Annotated in this window: 13 protein-coding genes; 10 read left to right on the top strand and 3 right to left on the bottom strand. The window is 36.1% G+C overall.

Annotated elements, in window-relative coordinates:
* Positions 1-14 precede the first annotated feature (14 nt).
* The 5 genes from HNS38_RS03565 to HNS38_RS03545 all read left to right on the top strand — a co-directional run bounded on the left by HNS38_RS03565 (position 15) and on the right by HNS38_RS03545 (position 5,641).
* Positions 15-1,457 carry a G-D-S-L family lipolytic protein gene (locus HNS38_RS03565; RefSeq protein WP_172281695.1) on the top strand — a complete coding sequence of 481 codons (1,443 nt, stop codon included), beginning with the start codon at positions 15-17 and terminating at the stop codon, positions 1,455-1,457.
* A gap of 169 nt (positions 1,458-1,626) precedes the next feature.
* Positions 1,627-2,580 carry a glycosyltransferase family 2 protein gene (locus HNS38_RS03560; protein WP_172281693.1) on the top strand — a complete coding sequence of 318 codons (954 nt, stop codon included), beginning with the start codon at positions 1,627-1,629 and terminating at the stop codon, positions 2,578-2,580.
* A 7-nt stretch (positions 2,581-2,587) separates the two neighbouring features.
* Positions 2,588-3,802: a glycosyltransferase family 2 protein gene (locus HNS38_RS03555; RefSeq protein ID WP_216663628.1), complete on the top strand. Its 1,215-nt coding sequence runs from the start codon at positions 2,588-2,590 to the stop codon at positions 3,800-3,802.
* Position 3,803: 1 nt separating this feature from the next.
* Positions 3,804-5,012 (top strand): glycosyltransferase, encoded by a 1,209-nt coding sequence (locus HNS38_RS03550; protein ID WP_172281691.1) that lies wholly within the window; start codon positions 3,804-3,806, stop codon positions 5,010-5,012.
* An 11-nt stretch (positions 5,013-5,023) separates the two neighbouring features.
* Positions 5,024-5,641 carry a DapH/DapD/GlmU-related protein gene (locus HNS38_RS03545; RefSeq protein WP_172281689.1) on the top strand — a complete coding sequence of 206 codons (618 nt, stop codon included), beginning with the start codon at positions 5,024-5,026 and terminating at the stop codon, positions 5,639-5,641.
* Between the two features lie 91 nt (positions 5,642-5,732).
* On the opposite strand, the gene HNS38_RS03540 is transcribed toward HNS38_RS03545, so the two are convergent.
* The 3 genes from HNS38_RS03540 to HNS38_RS03530 form a co-directional block, all read right to left on the bottom strand.
* The gene (locus tag HNS38_RS03540; protein ID WP_172281687.1) at positions 5,733-6,329 is read right to left on the bottom strand and encodes an HD domain-containing protein; all 597 of its coding nucleotides are present in this window, start codon (positions 6,327-6,329) and stop codon (positions 5,733-5,735) included.
* A gap of 56 nt (positions 6,330-6,385) precedes the next feature.
* A complete protein-coding gene (locus HNS38_RS03535) occupies positions 6,386-7,225 on the bottom strand; it encodes a universal stress protein (protein ID WP_172281685.1) in 840 nt (279 codons plus the stop codon).
* Positions 7,226-7,343: 118 nt separating this feature from the next.
* Positions 7,344-8,555 carry a serine hydrolase gene (locus HNS38_RS03530; protein WP_172281683.1) on the bottom strand — a complete coding sequence of 404 codons (1,212 nt, stop codon included), beginning with the start codon at positions 8,553-8,555 and terminating at the stop codon, positions 7,344-7,346.
* A gap of 135 nt (positions 8,556-8,690) precedes the next feature.
* Here HNS38_RS03530 and HNS38_RS03525 point away from each other — a divergent pair, with 135 nt between their 5' ends.
* The 5 genes from HNS38_RS03525 to HNS38_RS03505 all read left to right on the top strand — a co-directional run.
* Positions 8,691-9,860, top strand: a complete 1,170-nt coding sequence (locus HNS38_RS03525; RefSeq protein WP_172281681.1) for a hypothetical protein — start codon at positions 8,691-8,693, stop codon at positions 9,858-9,860.
* Between the two features lie 47 nt (positions 9,861-9,907).
* The gene (locus HNS38_RS03520) at positions 9,908-10,858 is read left to right on the top strand and encodes an MBL fold metallo-hydrolase (RefSeq protein ID WP_172281679.1); all 951 of its coding nucleotides are present in this window, start codon (positions 9,908-9,910) and stop codon (positions 10,856-10,858) included.
* A gap of 10 nt (positions 10,859-10,868) precedes the next feature.
* A complete protein-coding gene (locus tag HNS38_RS03515) occupies positions 10,869-12,320 on the top strand; it encodes an aminoacyl-histidine dipeptidase (protein WP_172281677.1) in 1,452 nt (483 codons plus the stop codon).
* A 299-nt stretch (positions 12,321-12,619) separates the two neighbouring features.
* Positions 12,620-15,724: a right-handed parallel beta-helix repeat-containing protein gene (locus HNS38_RS03510; protein WP_172281675.1), complete on the top strand. Its 3,105-nt coding sequence runs from the start codon at positions 12,620-12,622 to the stop codon at positions 15,722-15,724.
* A 388-nt stretch (positions 15,725-16,112) separates the two neighbouring features.
* Positions 16,113-22,333, top strand: a 6,221-nt coding sequence (locus tag HNS38_RS03505) for a PKD domain-containing protein (RefSeq protein ID WP_172345982.1), incomplete at its 3' end; no start/stop codon positions are given.

The following is a 22,333-nucleotide window of genomic DNA, read 5'->3' as shown; positions in this document are numbered from 1 at the left end:
GGAAAGGAATGAAGATGAAAAATAAATATATATTCTTGGCTGCAATAGCCTTAGGCCTATTGTCTTGTAAGCCAGAAATTAACGATGGATTTGAACCCAGTGCCGGAAAAGCAGACTTTTCAAATTATGTGGCACTAGGAAATTCACTAACGGCAGGTTATGCCGATGGCGCTTTATACCGCAGAGCACAAGAGCAATCGTGGACTAATTTATTGGCTACTCAATTTAAAGAAGTTGGTGGTGGAGAATTTGTTCAACCAGCTGTTATGAGTGAACAAGGTATTTTACCGGGGAAACTCAAATTAGCAGTGGTAAATGGAAGTCTAGCTCCAGTTCCTGCCGAAGATGGTGACTTAGAAGCTTTCTTTCCACCCTTAAATTATACAGTTAATAACCTTGGTGTTCCAGGTGCTAAAGTGAGTCATCTCTTAGCCCCAGGTTATGGAAACATAGAGAATTTAGCAGCTGGCTTAGCTAATCCTTATTATATCCGTTTTGCCACAACACCAAATACCACTGTTATTGAACAAGCTCTCGCAATGAACCCCACTTTCTTTTCTTTATGGATAGGAAATAATGATGTTCTAGGGTATGCCAGCTCTGGTGGAGCCGGTGATTTTATCACTCCTCTTGCAGACTTCACTAATTATTATGGTGCTTTAGCCCAAACCTTAGCTTCAACAGGAGCTAAAGGTGTTTTAGCTAATATTCCAGAAATAACTAGTGCAGCCTATTTTAATACCGTCCCCAATAATGCCTTGGAAATTGATGCAACTACTGCTGCCCAAATGAATCTAGGATTGAGTTTTATCGAGGGGCAAATGAACGCTATCCTCTCACAGGCTGGCTTACCTGAATTTTCCTATAATATCGAATTTAAACCTGGAGCCAACCTCTTTCTTATCGAAGACAATAACTTTATATACGGAGACCTCCTTGATGCTATTGCTGATACAACTACTGACCCACTTAACAAGCTATTGATGCAAAGAGTTCAGTTCAGACAAATGACTGCCAGTGAACTTTTAACATTAAGAACACCACAAGATAGTTTAGCCATGGGAATGGGAAGCTTCATGGCTGTTGATGGAATTGCTCTACCTTTGCCTTTCGGCATTCCAAATAAATATGTTTTAGATGCTGATGAAATGCATTTGGTAGCCACAACAATAAATTCCTACAACACAGTAATTAAAAACACAGCCGAACAATACGATTGGGCCTTGGTAGATGTTAACAGTATTTTTAATGAAGTTAAAGATGGAATTACTGTTGATGGAATCAACCTAAATGCTGATTTTGTATCAGGTGGTGTATTCAGCTTAGATGGAATTCACCTTTCCCCTCGTGGGAATGCCATGGTCAGCAATTACTTTATACAGGCCATCAATAAAAAGTATAATTCAGCCATTTCCACTGTAAATATTTCAGCGTATAATGGCGTTGAATTTCCTTAAAATGAATTTTAACAAAGAATAATGAAGCGGCTTACGGCCGCTTTTTTTGATCCAACTCATTTCATGATATCAATTTTATTTTGTCCAAATTCTGAAATATTTAAACAAAACTTTGATTTGGCTCTAATTTTTACTATTTTTATAATTAGAAACAATTAAATCTAATCTAATGGAGAATTCGAACAATTCACAAAATAACCTTCCTCTTGTAAGCATTGTTTCTGTGCAATATGGTCATGCAGACGTGACTATTGAAATGGTTAAATCATTGAGAAAAATCACCTATCCCAATATAGAAATCATCATTGTTGACAATGCAAGCCCCGACGAAAATCCGAAACAAGTAAAAGAAGAATGCCCTGAAATTATCTATATTGAAAGTAAAGAAAATTTGGGCTTTGCTGGCGGAAATAATTTAGGAATCAATGTGGCTAAAGGGAAGTATATTTTGATGCTAAATAATGATACAGAAGTGGAACCAGACTTCTTAGAACCATTAGTAGCCAAAATGGAGAGCGATCCAAGTATTGGAATTGTTGGTCCAAAAATTAGATTTTTCCATTCACCCGACACCTTGCAGTATGTGGGATACGAACCTATTAACCCCATCACACAACGGGGAGGAGCTAAAGGTTTTGGAGAAAAGGATGTAGGACAATATGAAGAGGATTGTGAAGCTAGCTATGGACATGGCGCCGCAATGATGGTATCCATGGAAGCCATAAATAAAGTTGGACTGATGGCTGATATCTTTTTCCTCTATTATGAAGAACTGGATTGGGCACATAGAATCAAAGACGCTGGATATAAAATATATTACGTTCATAATTCATTAATATATCACAAGGAATCTATTTCTACTGGAGGAAGAGTGAGCCCTTTACGAGCTTATTATATGACTCGAAATAGAATTCTATATTTAAGACGAAATTTTTCTGGTATGACTTATTTTTTAGCTATCTTGTACCAGCTTTTCGTGGCAGTACCAAAAAACTCGTTGATGATTGCTATCAAAGGAAATCCGAAATATATTAGAGCCTATAATAAGGGGGTATTATGGCATCTAGCACACCTATTTGATAAGAAAATAAAACTAAGCCCTCGCTTAGAAGAATCAAAATAATACGGCTATGGACATTATCTTAACAATATTAAACATCATCCAATGGGTATTTTTCGTCTATCTACTCATCACAACCTTGTATATCTTCATCTTTGCTTTGGCAGGTTTATTTAAATATAAAAAACCCAAACCCATTGATGATAAAAAGCGTAAATATGCTGTTATGATTCCTGGTTATAAAGAGGATGAAGTTATTGTAGAAGTTTGTGAGGATGCGCTACATCAAGATTATCCTAAAGAATTATACGATGTAATAGCTATTTGTGATTCCTATCAACCAGAAACCATTGTTGCCTTAAAAAAGCTACCCATCAAAGTGATCGAAGTATCTTTCGATAAAAGCACAAAGTCAAAAGCTCTGAACAAAACCATGGAAGTTTTAGGCGACGACTACGATGTGGCTTTAATTCTAGATGCCGACAACCTTATGGAAGAAGATTTCATTACTAAAATGGATGAAGCTTTCAGAGCTGGATTTAAAGCAGTACAAGGACATAGAGTTGCAAAGAATACAGATTCGAACTTCGCCATTCTCGATGCCGTAAGTGAGGATATAAATAACCACATCTTTAGAAAAGGCTCCAGAATCATGGGCGTTTCCAGTGCCATCATCGGTTCTGGAATGGCTTTTGAATACACCTTTTTTAAGAAGATGATGAGTGAAGTACATGCCATTGGTGGTTTTGATAAAGAAATAGATTTAAAGATGTGTAGAGACGGCATTACCATTGAATATATAGAAGATGCCTATTGCTATGATGAGAAAGTGCAAAAAGCCGAAGTTTTTCAAAACCAAAGAAGAAGGTGGCTTAGCGCTCAAATCGTTTACTTCAAAAGATTTTTCTTTAAATCTTTCTTGGCATTAATCACTAAAGGAAACATAGACTTCTTTAATAAGGCCTTTCATACTTTCTTGCCTCCCCGTATTCTCTTATTAGGATTCATGGGAATAATATTCTTCATCTCTCTGTTTTTCTACCCCCACCCAATGGCCATACTTTGGATCAAACTATTTGCTTTGGTATTTATCACTTTTGTGATTTCTGTACCTAGGAAATTCTATAATAAACAAACTTTAAAAGCGATTATTTCACTACCAAAAGGATTTTTCCTCATGTTTTTATCATTATTGAAAGTTAGAGGAGCCAACCAAAAATTCTTACATACTAAGCATACGAGTACCGGAACAAATATTAAAAATATTAAGAACCAAAAAAAATAAAATGATTGGACGAGACATTATTGTCATAGGGATTCAACCTTGGGACATTGAAATCGGTAGCAATTGTAAAAATATTGCTGAGGAAATGTCAAAGTACAACCGAGTACTTTATGTAAATTCTCCTTTAGACAGAAACACGAAAAAAAACAAAGCCTCGGATGAAAGAACTCAAAAAAGAATCCGAATTTGTGAAGGAAAAGAAGATAATCTAGTACAACTTTCTACCAACATGTGGAACTTATATCCACACCGTATGATAGAATCCATCAATTGGCTTCCTGATGGCAAACTTTACGACTTTATCAATAAAAGGAACAATAGAAAATTTGCTGCAGATATTCAAGAAGCTATAGACCATCTTGGATTTAAAGACTTTATCATCTTTAATGATAGCAACATGTTTACAGGCTTACATCAAAAAGAGCTTTTGAAGCCCAAAACCTACGTTTATTATATGCGGGATTACCTCACCAAGAATCCCTATTGGAGGAAGCATGGTTTAAGGATTGAGCCTAAATTGGTTGAAAAAGCGGATGTGGTTGTGAACAACTCTACCCTCTATGCAGAATATGGCCGCCAGTTTAACAAGCATAGTTATATGGTTGGACAAGGCTGCGACGTGAGTCTTTTTAGAGATGCAGATGGAAGTATTCCTATTCCTGAGGATATGAAAGAATTTAAAAGTCCTGTAATAGGATATGTTGGTTTCTTATCGAGTAGAAGATTAGATATTGATTTATTAGTCTTTATGGCCAAAAAAAGGCCAAAGTGGAGTATCGTTTTAGTAGGGCCGGAAGATGAGAAATTTGAAGCTTCAGAATTACATAAATTAGAGAATGTGCATTTCTTGGGAAGCCGCGATAGTAGCCAGCTTCCATCCTATATTAAAGCTTTTGATATAGCCATGAACCCTCAGTTGATTAATGATGCTACCATTGGAAACTACCCTAGAAAAATAGATGAATATTTGGCCATGGGAAAACCAACCATTGGCTCCGCAACTAAAGCCATGGATTATTTTAAAGACCATACCTATTTGGCTTCTACTCATGAAGAATGGGTCGCCGTCATTGACAAAGCCTTAAATGAGGATTCTAAAGAACTACAAAAGGAGCGCATATCTTGTGGCACAAGTCACTCTTGGGAAAATAATGTAAAAGAGATATTCAAATATGTAACTGCTTTTGAAAATGGCTGGAAAGACCTTTAAATGATAAGACTATGGGACTAAAAGAAAAACTAAAATCTGACCCCAGATTAAAAAGATTGGTGATGTGGATGATTCATCCTCCTCGTCGTCCTCGGCCTAGGTTGTGGATTCGATTATTTGTGAATCCTTTCTTTCATAAAAAAGGCAAACATGCCTTAATCAGAAGACGACAATCAAGAATCGATGTGATGCCTTATAATAAGTTTGATGTTGGAGCCTACTCTACGGTGGAAAGCTTTACCACTGTCAATAACGGGTCAGGAGATGTGATTATTGGTGATAGATGCCGAGTTGGTATTGGAACAGTTATCATTGGACCTGTCACCATGAAAAGTGGCTCTGGAACTGGTCAACATGTTTTTATGGCTGGCTTTAATCATGGCTATAAAGATGGGACCCAAAACTCTTCAACTCAAGATTTAGATGTGAGAGGAATCACCATTGAAGAGGATGCTCATATTGGAGCCAATTCAGTGATTGTAGCAGGAGTTACCATTGGTAAAAGATGTCAGGTGGGCGCAGGCAGTGTGGTTACTAAAGATATTCCACCATACAGTGTTGCTGTAGGAAACCCAGCAAGAGTGATTAAGAAATTTAATCATGAAACTAATGAATGGGAAAAAGCTTAAACCTTTTCATACCCATTTTTACATATATATTGAATACTGCTGCTTTAAGCAATATTTATAGGCTAGTGCACAGGGCGAGAATAGTAGAACACTACTCTAAATTTTTCTTGCAAATATTTTTCAATTGCTCTAAATTATCTAACTTCCCAGCATCCCTAAGTTCTCGTGCTTCTCTTGAAAAATACTGATGTGACTTTAGAAATCCTTTTTCGAAGCCTATCCATTCATCAAAAGCAATATCTTTAACTCCTAACCTCCTCCATTCTAATTGCAACTTGGAAGCCAAAATAAAGAAATCATCACGACCTAAATAATCTAAATCAGCATCACATAAAAACTCCTCTAAAACAGTTTTTGGTGATTGTGGCAATTTAGTAGCTTGAATCATATTAGCCACCATTTCGACATCTTCAGAAGAATAACCAAACCCAGGCAATACTTTTCTTACTATCTCTATACTCCTATCTTCATGGCCATCAAAAACATCTATCAATCCCACATCGTGGTATAATGCTGCTGTTTTCAACAAGGTTAATTCATGCTCCGCTAAGCCATGCATTTTACCATAATTAACCGCTGCTTGAACAACGTCTAAGGTATGGGCTAAATCGTGATATAAAAAATCCTTACTGAGATCTGAACCCAATTCATTGAGTATATATTGCTTGGCGCGAGAGAAATCTATCATATAGAAAAAAGGGGCCGAATAAAACGCCCCCTATATTTTTTATTTAAATATTAACCTTAGTACTGTACTATCTTTTCCCAGTTAAATTTTCTAGGATTGATACACATGGTTGGAATTTGAGAGGTATTGAAAATCATATCTTCATCATAAGAACCTAAAAGATAATTAGTCCAATTAGTATCAGGATTAGTCATAATCATGATTAAATCTGAGTTGATAGAAGTAGCATAATCAATTACTTTCTGTGAGAAATCGCCACTCTTAGGAGCCACATTCACTGAATATTTCACACCTTCTTCTTCAAAATGCTTTGTCATGGTCTGCACAGCAGCTTCTATGGCTTCACCTTCTATTTGATAAATTTCAATGGAAGCTTTAAATTCTTTAGCAATAAACGTGGCCCATTTTGTTTTCTCCCATGGTCCGGCATCGCTGGTAATTGGTAGAACAATTTTACTAAATCCTTTTTCGAATTTACGTTTTTGAACCACAACTACAGGGACAGGAGAGCTGGTAATCACTTTTAAAGCAAAACTACCGGTCAACTTCTGAATACCTACTTTACCATGAGTTCCTAAATAAACAAGGTTGGCTCCAATTTCTCTGGCAACATCAGCAATGGTGGTAAAAATATCGCCTTCTTTAGTTAAAAAGCTTACTGTAACACCAAATTTCGCATTCAATTCATTGGCAATAGCTTGCATTCTAATATCAATGCTTTCAGCTTGTAAATTCTCTTGCTTTAAAAATGCTTTGGTATTTTTATCGATAACATGAAGTAATCTTACTTCATAATTAATAGAAGCGGCGGCTTCAGCAGCCTGATTACTTGCATTATCTGTAGCTTCTGAAAAATCTACTGGTACCAGAATAATATTATTCATCTTATCTTCCATAGGTAGCTTATTTATTGTATTTCAATTTGATTCGTTTATTGGAAACAAAGATAAAAATAAAATATTGTCTATAAAGGAATATGAAAAAAAACTATGAAGAGAATTATTCCAAATGATATTATATATCTAATGCCTGCAGTCTTTTAGGCTCAATGGGGTCGATTTCATCGGGTTGAAGATCGAATTTGGAGAGCTCTGAGATGGAAAGATTAATCAAATCATTTCGAATAGATGAAATGGAAGCGGTTGTATTATTCAACAGCACAACTGTGATATCATGGTCTATTTCACGAGTTAAAGTAGTGGAAAAACCATGCCATAAACCATTATGGTATATCAGGTTACGTCCATTATCATTTTTAAATCGCCATCCATAGCCGTAATTGAAGGATCGAGAATATCTTGAATTGGTTTTACCTTTAGTATAAGCCTCCTCTAGAGTTTCTGATTTTACCAATTGGCCATCATTTAATGCGCGTTGATAATTAAACAAATCTACCACATTTGAATAAACCGATTTATCGCCCAAAACCATATCGTTAGGTTCAAAATCATAACGATAAAGCCTCCTCCCCTTTCTATTATAGCCCATTACTCTATTTCCTAGGGTATCCATAATATCATGGCTATAAGTAAAAGTATGATTCATCTTTGCTGGTTTAAAAACCTCTTCGGCTAAAAATTCATTAAAATCTTGCCCACTCACACGCTCAACTAAAAGGGCTAAAATGGCATATCCTGTATTAGAATAAATAAACTTCCTACCTGGCCGATTATTCAAAGGAAGGTCATGCTTAATCAAAAGGTTTAAAATATCCTCATTACTAATTAAGCTATCATTATCCCAATAATTATCTACCAAATACATATAATTCTGAAGTCCTGCAGTATGTTGCAAAAGCTGCTTCACAGTAATATCTTCATAAGGAAATTCAGGTATAAATTTTGTTACTGTATCTTGAAAAGAAAGCTTCCCTTGGTCTTTAAGTAGCATAACAGCGGTTGCTGTAAATGACTTGCTCACCGATGCCAACTGAAAGCTAGATGCTACCTCTATCTTATCCTTGGTTCTATAATTACTATATCCATTGGCGTAGGTCATCAATATCTGACCTTTATAAGCGACCAAAGCAGTTCCTCTAAAACCATTTATTTCCAACCTCCTATGCAGCACACTGTCAACATGATGAAGCTCTTCTCTATTTAGGTATTGAGGTTCTTTTTCAATGTATTCGGGAGCTAACTCTACAGCCTCGGTGGTCCCTATCCCAATAGGAAAGGCGATAAATAAAAATGTAACAATATAAAATATAAACTTAGTAAACCCCATTAAATACTACTTTCTCCAAAGTTAACGCATGTTGTGCCGACAAAAGTATACAAAAATACAAGTTTTCAACATCAATTTTTTAATTACCTATCAACAGTATTTCTTATATTTGTCAAAGTATTTAGCTATCAAACGATGAGTGAAGAAAACAAATTAGCATTCCCACAAAAGATTGACATTGATTCTTTTCCTAAAGAACAAAAGAAAAAGCGACGCAGAAAAAAATCTGGCATCAGATATAAAATAAGGAAAAAGTATAAAAATTGGCAAGAAGAACGTGAATGGAAAAAATCACAAAAGAGTAAATACAAACCTAGCTTGGGAGAGAAAACACTCATTTTCCTATTGGCTCCAATTGCTGATTTCATGGACGACATCAGAAGGGAAAGAAAAATCAAAGAATCTCTCCATAAAGAAAAGAGGCCCAATTTCTTTGTGAGATTATACCTTATGTATAAAGAAAACCAAGAGGAGGCCAAGGAAAGCAAATTCTTAAGTAGAAAGATTAGAAAATCGTTAAGCTTCGATTTAGATCAAGACAAAAGAGTTTTCAGCTTTAAGGATGAATATTTACATATGAAGGACACTTGGAAAATCCTACCATGGAACAAAAGTCGTGAATTAGAGAACATGTTTGCTTCCACTTTCACCATCCTTCTGGCATTTAGCCTTAACTACCTATTAATTCAAGGAGCTAAATATGGTATTGCTCGATTTTTTCATATTCCAGCGCTTTGGCAAGATGGCAGAATCATATTCAATATCCCTGACCCATCGCCACTATGGACCTATTCCAGTGTGATGAGTGTTTATATTATTGGACCTTTTTTAGTTTTTGTAGTTGCTATGGTATTTAATAGCTTGCACAATAAAACCAAAGATAAAAGCTCCTTTAAAGCCTTATTATATTTATGGCTTAACTTAACAGCTTTCATTCTTTTCTTTGGAACATTTGTTGCCGGAATATTTACGGACAGGGGATTTGGCTACGTACTGGGATGGCTCTACATACCTAAATACATTGAAATTCCTTTAGGAATATTTTCGGTATTTATGATATGGATGATTGGTTTCTCAGCTGGAAAAAAGTTAATTGCATTCGCTCCTCAAAGAGCTTTCTATACGAGTGTTCTTCCCCAGTTTTTTATCAAAATACTGTATATATACATCCCTGTAATTCTCAGCATCTCTATTTTATTATTAATAGGATTTAATAATAGGGACTTCACCATACAATTAGTCTATATATCATTTATAGGAATGCTCACCCCTACCCTTAGGTTTATACCTGAAAGAATGGAATAATTATGAATATGAAAACGATCTGTATCATTTTACTAACTTTGCTGTTCATGAATGGCAAATCACAAGATAACTTTGAATTAATAGTCCTTGGAAGTGGTGGAGGAACTGATGAGAGCAATCTATCAGCCTATTTAATTGCCGCAAAAAACAGCGATAAATACCTTTGTCTCGATGCCGGAACCTTAATGCATGGTTTAAATTTAGCAGCCAAAGCAGGTCATTTTGATCATTTAGAACATTCAAATCATCAAGAAGAACTTCCCGCTCACATACTCCACAATAATATTGATGCCTATGCCATTAGCCATACTCATCTCGACCATATTACTGGAATGCTCATTGCTGCTCCTTTTGATAATAACAAAAAGATATTCTGTTCTCCAAAAACCGGAGATGAATTGATGAATTATATCTTCCTCTCCCCTCTTTGGGCCAATTTTACTACAGAAGGAAAAGGGGCCATAGGCAAATGGGAACTCAACAGAATGAATAATAAGGAATGGTATCAAATCCCAAATAATCAATTAGAATTAAAAAGCTTCGACCTTTGCCATTCTTGCCCCAATACCTCTTCCGCTTTTTTGGTGAAGAATAAAAATGCATATGCTTTATACTTTGGCGATACTGGAGGCGATATTATTGAAGGAGAAAACAAACTAGAGAAGATTTTTAAAGAAATCACTCCGCTTATTCAAAAGAAAAAATTGAAAGCTATATTCATTGAAGTTTCTTTTCCTAATGCGCAGAAAGACCAGCAGCTATATGGTCATCTAAAACCTTCTCTATTAGAAGGAGAGCTAGAGAAATTAGCTTCTTTGGTTAATCCGAAAGAAAAAGAACAGGCCTTAATAGGAATAAAAATTTTCATCACCCACCTAAAGCCTAATTATTCAAAAGAAAACAATAGCCTTCCATTAATAGAGAAGGAAATCATGAAGATGAAGCATTATGGAGCAGAAATCATCTTTGCTAAACAAAGTGAAAAACACACATTTTAAAACATAAATTATGAGTGATAATATCAGAAATTTTGAACCAAAAATACTATGGGAATTCTTTGATGACATTTGTAAAGTGCCACGCCCGAGTAAAAAAGAAGAAAAAATAATTGCTTTCCTGAAAGAGTTTGGAGTCCAATACAACCTAGAAACCCTACAAGATGAAATCGGAAATATCCTGATTAGAAAAGGAGCCACCAAAGGAATGGAAAACAAACCTTCTGTAGTTTTACAAAGCCATATTGACATGGTGTGTGAGAAAAACTCCGATGTGGAATTTAATTTTGATGAAGATGCCATTATCCCTAGAATTGATGGTGAATGGGTAAAAGCCACAGGAACTACTTTAGGTGCCGATGATGGGATTGGAGTAGCAGCACAAATGGCGATTTTAGCTTCTGATAATATTGAACACGGACCCATAGAGTGTCTTTTCACAGTAGATGAAGAAACAGGACTTACAGGTGCCTTTGGATTAAAACCAGGATTTGTGAAGAGTGAGATTTTGCTCAACCTAGATTCTGAGGATGAAGGTGAATTATATATCGGCTGTGCCGGAGGAATCGACACCTTAGTTGAAATAGAATATGAGACAGAGGCTGTAGAAGGAGAAGTTCAGTTTTACGAGCTGACTGTAAATGGGCTCAATGGTGGACATAGCGGCGACGAGATTCAAAAAGGATTGGGAAATGCAGTAAAGATCATGAACCGAATTTTATGGGAAGCCACCAATAAGCATGGGTTACGATTAGCCAATTTCAAAGCAGGAAATCTAAGAAATGCCATTGCTCGTGAGGGTTTTGCCACCGCTTGTATTCCTTTAGATCAAAAAGAAAACTTCGAAACTTTCTTTACCAAATTAGCTAGTGATATAAAAGCTGAATATGCCATCACAGAAGAAAATCTAAACATCACATTTACCACTTCAGAAGACAAAGCAGAGGTATTGCAAGCAGAATATCAAAATGCCATCCTCAATTCACTTTATGCTTGTCCTCATGGCGTTATTGCATGGTCACAGAGCATAGCTAATTTTGTAGAAACCTCTACCAATTTGGCTTCTATTACTATGAATGACAACACTGCCTATATCACCACCAGCCAACGTTCTAGTGTAGAATCGGCGAAAGATGATATTGCCAATATGGTAGCTGCCAATTTCAGAAATATAGGAGCTTACGTAGCGCATGGCGATGGATATCCTGGCTGGACTCCAAATACCAAATCCAAAGTATTGGCTCAAACTTCAGCATCTTACGAAAAGCTATTTGGCAAAAAACCAAAGGTTTTGGCCATACATGCAGGATTAGAATGTGGATTAATTGGCGAAGTATATCCTAAAATGGATATGATTTCATTTGGTCCAACCATTAAAGGAGCCCACTCCCCCGACGAAAGAATAAAAATTGACACGGTGAAGATGTTTTGGGATTTGACTTTGGATGTGCTGAAGAATATCTAAAATTCAAATTCTAATATAGCAGACTCTGGTTTTTTTGCTCCCTTTAGGGGAAGGGGCAAACAAAAAAACATAACAAGCAAAATACGACAAAACAAACCCATCAAAAAGCGGATTCTTACTCCAAAGAATCCGTTTTTTGTTTTCTCAATAAAATCAAGTCAAACACAAAGTTCATATAACGGTTATCAACACTTGTTAATAATTAAACACTAATCTCCTATTTTTGTTTCAATTACATACGTATCAATTCTCTAATATTGCTATGTATTTAATATTTATTAATTTCTTAAAATAAAAACATGAAACATTCAATTATCAAAAGATTCTTATTTATTTCGATTCTAATGGCATTTGCTTCCTTTTCGGGGCATGCTGGTATTATTTATGTTAATAGTAATTTAACAGCTATTGGTGATGGCAACTCGTGGCCCACTGCTTACAAACACTTACAAGATGCGCTAGATGCTGCAGTGAGTGGTGATGAAATTTGGGTAGTTCAAGGAACTTATTATCCTGATTTAAGAAGTAACAATGGATTAACTATTGATAGTAATGACCCTTTAGATAGTTTTAATATGATAACAGGGGTACAGTTATTAGGTGGATTTATTGGAAATGAAAACTATGCCTACCAAAGAACCCCTGACCCAACACTAACTATCTTCAGTGGACAGATTAATACAAACTTAAACTCATATCATGTAGTATCAGTTGATAATGCTGAGAATGTGATTATTGATGGATTAACAATTAGAGATGGTTTTGCCAAAAGAATCGATAATGAAACTATTCCGAATGGGGGAGCTATAATTATGGATAATGAGTCCTCGGTTTACATAAATCAAGTTTATTTCACAAATAATAAATGTGAATATTGGGGAGCCGCAATTCAAGTCAATGGTGTTAGTTATGCTAATATTAACAATTGTATTTTTGAAGATAATAATTCAGAATACATTGGTGGAGCTATTAGTATTTATAAAGAATCCAAAGCAAACATTTCAAATTCGACCTTTACTAACAATAGTTCTAGAGGTAATGGTGGGGCTATTCATGCATACAGTATTACCCTTACTGAAAACAACCCCATTACAATAGATAATTGCACATTTACAGGTAATAAATGCAAATACCCTGGTACAGGAAAAATTGGATGGGGTGGTGCAATTGATTTAAATGCAACAATTACAGGAAGTGAAATTTACCCACAATATATTGTTTCAAATTGCAAATTTTACAGTAATGAAGCAACAGGACCAGGAGGTGCTGTTTCATCTCATGGCTCAGCACGAATAGAAAATTGTCTATTTGTTGGAAACGAATCAGAACAAGATGGAGGGGGATTATATGTAAGAATCTATTGGGCATATGAAAAGAAAAACAGAGTTAACAATTGTACTTTTTTTAATAACACTGGTGCCAATGTTAATAGCATGTTTATAAATTCAGATAACCCATCAGTACCTGTAAAAATAACAAATTCAATATTATGGGGTTCAGATTCGAACCCACAAATTGGTTCAAATAACCCAGATAATATTGACATTACCTACTCTAATATAAAAGGTGATTATGAAGGTATTGGGAATATAGATGATGACCCACAGTTAACAATGGATTATCATCTTGCTGGGAATTCTCCATCTTTAAACACCGGAAATAACTATGTAGAAAACCTACCAGAATTTGACCTAGATGGTAATGATAGAATTATTTGTTCTGCTGTTGATATGGGAGCTTATGAAACAGTTATATCAGAATGTGATGTAATTCATGTCAATTGGGATGTTGGTATAGACCCTGAATATCAAGATGGTGATGGTTGGCTTTCAGCCTATGACAATTTACAGTCAGCCCTAGATGAAGCAGAAGATGGTGATCAAATTTGGATCGCTGCTGGTACATACAAGCCAAGTACTCAGTATTCAAAAAACAAAGAAGATTTTTTGAAACACTTGGACTTATTTGAACCAGAAATATTCTCTCAGATCAAATCAAATCAAATTCCAATAGGCGAATTAATGGAGGATCCAAGAAGAAATACATTTAGACTAGATAAATCAATAGCTATTTATGGAGGTTTTTATGGTGACGAAATCAGTATTGATGAAAGAAACCAATATGCCAATGAAACAATCCTAAGTGGGAATATTGATAACCAAAATTCTCATTTAGACAATTGCTATAGTGTTGTAAGTATTTATAATGATAATTCAACACCTCTTATTGATGGTTTAACTATTAGCGATGCTTGCAGATTTAATCAGGACGCAGGAAGCATACGCTTTTTTGGAGCAAATTTGTTCATCAATAATTGTAAAATTACTAATAATTATACTACTGGTATAGGTTGTCACAGTGCTAGCAATTTAACAATCCAAAACTCTATTATCAACTACAATAATTACCATGGAATAGGAGCAGGATTAAGAATTTACAGAAGTAATGTATTGATTTCAAATTGTAAATTTGAACATAATTATAGTGAAGATGGAGGTGGAGCACTCCGTTTGTGGGGAGATAATGATATAAGTCAACTTCCATTAAACAATATTAAAATTAACCATACTATCTTTGCAAATAACATTGCTGATGGTTTTGGTGGAGCAATAATCAATAGCACTTGTAAATTTGAATTAGACCACTGTACATTCTATAATAATATTGGGAAAAACGGTAATGGCAATGCAATTTGGAATGACGATTTCAAAGATGAGGAATGTATCATAAAAAACTCGATTTTTTGGAATCCAACAGCAACGGAGCAACTTCATGGTTCACAAGAGGAATATACAGTAAAATATTCAGATGTTCAATTATTAAATAATGATCCACTTGTTACATTCCCAGGAACCGAAAATATAAACACAGATCCTTTCTTTGTGAATGCTTCGAATAATGATTTTCATCTTCAAACAAATTCATTTTCTTCTTTTGGTACACCATTGTTATCTAATGAGTGTAGCCCTTGTATTGATGCTGGAAACCCTTCTTCTCCATATGATAATGAACCATCAAATGGAAATAATTCAAGAGTGAATATGGGAATATATGGGAATACAGAGTTCGCAGCAAACCCATGTGTTTCAAATAAGGAAACAAAATCAGCCAATGCGGCACTAAATGAGAGTATTTCAAATTCCGAAATATCAATTTCACCAAACCCATTCTCAGAAAATATGAATTTCAATATTACTTCAACCGAGGATTCTAATCTAGAAATCTATATTTACAACAGTTCAGGACAACAAGTAAAATCAATTTCATCGCAAATAAGAGAAGGCCAAAACCAAATCAATTGGGATGGAAATTCAGAATACAGTTCACAACTTCCAAAAGGGATATACTTGGCAAAAATTAAATTGCAAAATAAAATAACAACCAAAAAAATAGTCATCAACTAGTTTTTTTTTTACAAGGTTTAAAATAGGACCAAATACTATTCTTCAAAAGCGGATTTCGTATTATCGAAATCCGCTTTTTTCATAAAAAACTTTATAAAAATTTCCATACCTAAAAATCCGTAAATCCACGTATTAGCTACTATTTGCATTATATGTAGTGCTCCGACTTTTTAAAATCAGACAACCATTTGCATTTTCTCTTGGTCTTGATGATTATTACCTTATTAACAGTATTTTATTTACTTTAGCGTTCACAATTTACTGTTGATAAAATTGTAAAACCAGTACACAAACCAACAATCACAATATGCGGGGGGCAACCATTTTTTCGTTTAAGCTATCCAAGCAAATACTTATTGCTTTTAGTATTCTTTTTATTTTATTTTTTTTGTTAAAGACAACAAATGCACAAGGGGATTCTTGCTATTTATCCCAACCATTTTCTACTTCAACAACTGCTACATTTCCTGCAGGAGTTAATACTCCAGATGGTGAAGATGGCCCTAATTATGATTGTCTAGGGTGGGTTAGAAATCCCGCCTGGTATTATATGAGAATTAGCGTGGCTGGTGATATTATCATCCAAATGACTAATGATGGGACAAATTCAAATGAGGGTAACGATATTGATTTTAATTTATGGGGTCCTTTTAACGATCCTCATACTCCATGTACAGCAGAGTTAACCAGTGATAAATTTGTTGACTGTAGCTTTTCCCCAGGCCCAATAGAAACTTGTGTAATTCCAAATGGTATTGTGGGTGAGTATTATATTTTAGTGATAACAAATTACTCAAATGATCCTTGTAACATTTCTTTTGAAAAAATCGGAGGAGAAGGCGAAACAGACGAAACCATCATCAATACCCAAGCAGAGAATAATGGCCCTTTATGTACTGGAGAAACTTTAGAATTAACGGCCGAAACAGTTGAAGGGGCCTCCTATCATTGGACGGGACCAAATGGATATAGCTCTAATGAACAAAACCCAACCATCCCTAATATGTTAGCTAACATGGGAGGTCTGTATTTCTTAGAAGTAACCCTAGATGATGTAACCGCTACCTATAATACCAATGTAATCTTTATTGAAGGAACCGACTTTGACATAACAGATCTGGATGGTAACCAACAAAGTACCTATGAAATTTGTTATGGAGAAAGCATTCAGTTTAAAGCTCAAGGAATTCCTGCCTTTTGGACCACCGATTGGAATGATGGCTCTACAACTACTACATCTGGTGAATATTCTGCTAGTGGAGAAATTAGTGTTACTGTAGAAAATTTCTTCGAATGCCCTACCACCAGAACTGCCACTTTAATTGTTAAAGACGAAACCAGCATTTCTCTTGATATAGATAATTTTTGTGAAGTGGAAACAGGTCTAATTTCTTTAAATGACAAAGCTAGTCCTGCAGGAGGAGTATTTACAGGACTAGGAGTAAGCGAAATCGGAGGGAATTATACCTTAGACCCCAGCTTAATCCCTGCAGGTGGGATAACAAATATACATTATGAAATAATAGATGCCAGTGATTGTGCTGCCGACAAAACCATTACTGTCAATAGATATGCCACTCCCGTGGTTACTTATTCTCCTGGAATTCCTGCCCTATGTGTGGATGCTTCAACCATAAACTTATCAGGAGGGGCACCTCCTAATGGAATATACTCATATAATGGAAATCCTGAAACAACATTTAACCCAGCCACATATGGGGTCGGGAGTCATACTATAGATTATTTTTATGAAGACCCTCAGGGTTGTTCAAATTCAGCCAGCTCAAGTATCACCATTAATGATTTGCCCAATGTAGTATTTGATGCTGTTCCTCCTGTGTGTCAAAATACTGGGATTGCCTATATTGATCAAGGTAGCCCCTCCGGTGGAACTTATGCTGGAACAAATATAAACGGTTTGGGTTGGTTTAACTCAAGTATTGCTTTGGGTGTCTATAATGTTAATTACACCTATACCGATGCCAATGGCTGCGATAATATAGATTACCAAACCATAGAAATCATATCTGGCCCTCAAGATCCTATAAGCATCAGTGCAAGTCAAATCACCTATTGTAGTGCAGAAGCTCCCACCGATTTAACTTTGGAGTGTACAGGCCCGGATGATACCTATTTCTGGTATGCCAATGATTATACAGGCACAAGTATCGGAAATAGTAAAATATTAACGATTCCCGCACCTACCGAAACAACCACCTATCTAGTACGAAGCGAAACCAGCTGTGGCAATTCCAACGAAAAAAGCATCACGGTACATGTAGATCCAAGTCCAGAATCCTATTTTGAAACTTTAGATGTTTGTGACGGTGTAAACATCTCTTTCACCGATGAATCCAACAACAATGGTGTTCCAATAACTTCTTGGAATTGGAATTTTGGTAACGGAAACTCTTCAACCCTTCAAAACCCAAGCTATACTTATACCCAAAGCGGTACTTACACCATTTCTTTGCAAGTATCTAACGGAACTTGTAGCACAACACATCAGCAAGATATTAATATCGGCGCCTCTCCCAAACCACCATTAAGCATCACACCATCAATGGAATTTTGCTCTGCTGAAACACCAAGTCAAATTAGCCTTTCCTGCACAGGACTTGATGATGCCGATCATTATTTTTGGTATGCAAATAATACATCAGGCTCACCAATTGGCAATAATAAAACCATTTCCATCAACCCACCTAATGCTACAACAAAATATTACGTTAGAAGTGAAAGCGGCACTGATTGTGGCAACTCTGCAACTTTAATGACAACAGTTACCATTAACCCTAGCCCAGTGGCCCAGTTTTCTGCTGCCAATACTTGCCAAGGGGTAAGTCAAACATTCACTAATTCTTCTTCTTCAGTTGCAAAAACATGGGATTGGAATTTTGGCGATGGAGGAACATCCTTCGTTAAAAACCCAAGTCATATCTATACACAAACAGGAACATTTACGGTTTCACTTACAGCTTCAACTAATGCCTCTTGTGAAGATACTCATACAGAAACCATAGAGGTGTTCCCAGCAGCAAACCCTCCAACTGATATCAGTGCAGATCAAACGGAATATTGTAGCAATGAAATTCCAGATGAAATAACACTCACAGTAGAAGGTATTGATGACCAATACATATGGTATAAAGGAGACCTTAATGGCACCGCTATTGGTAATTCCAAAACACTGACGATAACAGCTCCAACTGAAACATCAGAGTATTTTGCCAGAAGCGAAAGTATTAATTGCGGAAACTCTCCTGCCCAAAGTATAGTTATCACAGTTCACACAAGCCCCATCGCTGATTTTACAGTATCCAATGTTTGTCAGGAAGAAGCCATTTCAATTATTAATAATTCCTCTTCTCTTGTGGATGCCATTGATGAATGGAGTTGGGATTTTGGTGATGGAACATCTTCAACTGAAGAATCGCCAAGCCCATCCTATTCAAATTATGGAAACTATGATATCAGTTTAACAACAACAACCACCAATGGTTGCTCTGACAACATCATACAAGCCATTGAAGTTTTTGATAATCCAACAGCCAATTTCACAATGGATGAAAATTGTTTTGGCGTTGAAACCAAACTAACTAGCACCTCTACTAGTCCCATTAGTAGCATTGATTCCTATTCATGGCAATTTGATAGTCAATCTTTTAATACAAATGAGGTTTTATACAACTTCCCTTCTGAGGGTACATTTAATGTGATTCTTGAAGTGGAAACTAATAATGGATGTTCCAATATTATTAATACTGATATTGAGGTATGGCCAAGACCCGAATCTGCTTTTGAATATCTTAACCCTTGTCAATCCAATGTGGTAGAACTCACCAATAATTCATTGCCATCTACAGGAAGCACAATAGATTCCTACCTATGGGATTTTAATAATGGTGATTTTTCTACTGATGAAGATCTTACTTATATTTATCCAGTCGCTGGAATTTATGAAATCACTTTAACAGTTACCGATATCAATGGCTGTTCACATGAATTAAATCAAGATAATATCATTGTTAGTCCCACATTTGAAGTTGGAATCACCACCAGCCCTTTATGCGCAGGAGAAATGGCTAGTTTTGAAGGTGATCCCATTCCTGATTTTCTTCCTATCGACGATTATAAATGGGTGTTCCCTGATGGTAGCGAAACACATGGTAAAATCACCAATTACAACTTCTCTAATTCAGGAACATTTACAGTAGACTTAATTGGTACGTTTGGTACTTGTGAAGCTGGTAAAACAGTTGAAGTTGAAGTTTACGAACTACCAACTTCTAGTTTCTTATCGGAAGGGCTTTGCCTAAACTCTCCTATTAACCTAAGCGACCAAAGCACTGGTGATGGAGTAGCTATCACTTCATGGTCATGGGATTTCGGTGATGGAAACACCTCAACAGAAACCAATCCTAGTATCACCTATTCTTCAATAGGAAATTATTCAATCAATCTTTCTGTAACAGATGAAAACAACTGTGTAAATTCAAGTACTCAAAATATCAATATCAATCCACTCCCTATTGCTAGTTTTAGTCCACAGGCTCCCTATTGCGAAGGAGTAGACATCAGTTTTAATAATACCAGTACTTCTATTGGAAATTTCTCTGGTTATTCATGGGATATGGGTGATGGAGGAGTCTATACAACTGAATCTGCCAATCATATATTCACCAATTCTGGAGATCAAAATATTGAACTAACAGTTATTGATGAGTGGCTATGTAGTACAAGCATCACCAATACCATCAGTATCACACCCGACTTTAGTCTTGACATTACTGATTTGGGGCTCTGTGACAATATTGCTTCCACATTAAATGGCGAAGTTATCGGATCCGTAGTTACTCCAAACGATTGGTCATGGAGTTTTGATAATGGGCAAACTGCCACCGGCCAAAGTACTTCATATCTCTTCAATGGTGCTGGATCACATGATGTTATTCTGAATGCAAGTAAAAATGGATGTGAAGAAACCATCACAAAATCATTTAATGTAAACCCTGCTCCTACTGCTGAGTTTAGTAATTCTGAAGTCGCACAAAATGATCCTGTTGATTTCTCAGACCTTAGCTATACCAATGGAGGAGGCTCTTTAAGCACATGGACTTGGGATTTCAATGACCCTACAAGTGGCCCTGACAATACTTCAAACCTTCAAAACCCTAGTCATAACTTCTACCAATTAGGAAGCTATACAGTAAATCTATCCTTAGAAGATGCCAATGGCTGTTTGAGTAATTTCAACCAAACTCTTGACGTCTATGCTCCACCTGTAGTTGATTATTCTTGGGGAGCCAGCTGCGATGGTGATCTTGTACAATTTACTGATGAAAGTTCAACATTAAATGGAAGCATCACCAATTGGTGGTGGGATTTTGGGGACCCAGCCAGCGGTGTCAATAATGCTAGCACCACTAAAAACCCAAGTCACACTTTCTCTGGGCCTGGAATTTACGAAGTTCAATTGGTTGCCAAAGCCTATGGTGATGATACAATAGTAAAAGAAGTTACCGTTTATAACAACCCTATTGCAAGCTATAACTTCACTACTCCTTGTGAAGGCGATAATGTCTTATTCACAAGTACCGAAACCCTCGGAGATGCACCAATTGCTGCTTGGTCTTGGGATTTTGGAGATGGAAATGTAGCTGTTTCAGCATCCCCACAACATTTATATTCTAATGGCGGTCAGTTCACCGTGGAATATACAATTGTAGACAATTATGGTTGTTCAAATACCATATCACAAGATGTTGATGTTTGGGAGAACCCTATTGCCAATTTTAATAATAATAGTGCATGTATAGAGAACCTCACAGAATTCTTTGATATTAGCACCAATGGCGATGCCACCATTCACCAATGGAATTGGAATTTTGGAGAAGCCAGTTCTGGAGTTGAAAACACATCTACCCTTCAGAATCCAAAGCATGAGTATGGCAGTTCTGGTGACTTTACCATTACTTTAGAAGTAGAAGATTTAAAAGGATGTAAAAATATTCTAACCGAAACAGTCAATATTGCCCAAAGCCCAGTTGCCGATTTTAATGTAAACTCACTTTGTTTTGGAGAAACTACTCAGTTCTTAGACCTAAGCACTGGAGTAGATCAACCTTTAACAAATTGGTCATGGAACTTTGGCGATGGTCATGTTTCAACATCTCAGAACCCAAGTAATGATTATACTACAGATGGAGATAAAACCATTCAATTAATCATCACTGATTCCAGAAATTGCCAAGATACAAGTGAACAAACTTATTATATCACTCCAGATTTCCAATTAGACTTTATCTCTAACAATTTATGCGATAACTCTGAAGCTTTATTAAGTGCAAATGTAATAAATCCTATATTAAATCCTGATTCATGGTCATGGAGTTTTGAGGATGGACAAACAGGAGTTGGACAAGTAGTGAGCCATAGTTTTACAAGTTCAGGAAACCAATTGATAGAATTATCTGCTATTAAGAATGGTTGCGAAGAAACATTTAGCAAAACTATCTTTATCAACCCTCATCCTATATCAAACTTCAGTAATACAGAAGTGGCCCTTGGCACACCAGTAGATTTCACCGACTTGAGCACTCTCAATGG

Origin of the sequence: Lentimicrobium sp. L6, from assembly GCF_013166655.1 — a bacterium.
GTDB lineage: Bacteria > Bacteroidota > Bacteroidia > Bacteroidales > UBA12170 > UBA12170.
The sequence above is the reverse complement of the archived record's forward strand: the minus strand, read 5'-3'. Positions and strand labels throughout refer to the sequence as shown.

Excerpts from the sequence above, each read along its gene's own strand:
- HNS38_RS03565 (WP_172281695.1), top strand. The coding sequence starts at position 15 with ATGAAAAATAAATATATATTCTTGGCTGCAATAGCCTTAGGCCTATTG.
- HNS38_RS03560 (WP_172281693.1), top strand. The coding sequence starts at position 1,627 with ATGGAGAATTCGAACAATTCACAAAATAACCTTCCTCTTGTAAGCATT.
- HNS38_RS03555 (WP_216663628.1), top strand. The coding sequence starts at position 2,588 with ATGGACATTATCTTAACAATATTAAACATCATCCAATGGGTATTTTTC.
- HNS38_RS03550 (WP_172281691.1), top strand. The coding sequence starts at position 3,804 with ATGATTGGACGAGACATTATTGTCATAGGGATTCAACCTTGGGACATT.
- HNS38_RS03545 (WP_172281689.1), top strand. The coding sequence starts at position 5,024 with ATGGGACTAAAAGAAAAACTAAAATCTGACCCCAGATTAAAAAGATTG.
- HNS38_RS03540 (WP_172281687.1), bottom strand. The coding sequence starts at position 6,329 with ATGATAGATTTCTCTCGCGCCAAGCAATATATACTCAATGAATTGGGT.
- HNS38_RS03535 (WP_172281685.1), bottom strand. The coding sequence starts at position 7,225 with ATGGAAGATAAGATGAATAATATTATTCTGGTACCAGTAGATTTTTCA.
- HNS38_RS03530 (WP_172281683.1), bottom strand. The coding sequence starts at position 8,555 with ATGGGGTTTACTAAGTTTATATTTTATATTGTTACATTTTTATTTATC.
- HNS38_RS03525 (WP_172281681.1), top strand. The coding sequence starts at position 8,691 with ATGAGTGAAGAAAACAAATTAGCATTCCCACAAAAGATTGACATTGAT.
- HNS38_RS03520 (WP_172281679.1), top strand. The coding sequence starts at position 9,908 with ATGAATGGCAAATCACAAGATAACTTTGAATTAATAGTCCTTGGAAGT.
- HNS38_RS03515 (WP_172281677.1), top strand. The coding sequence starts at position 10,869 with ATGAGTGATAATATCAGAAATTTTGAACCAAAAATACTATGGGAATTC.
- HNS38_RS03510 (WP_172281675.1), top strand. The coding sequence starts at position 12,620 with ATGAAACATTCAATTATCAAAAGATTCTTATTTATTTCGATTCTAATG.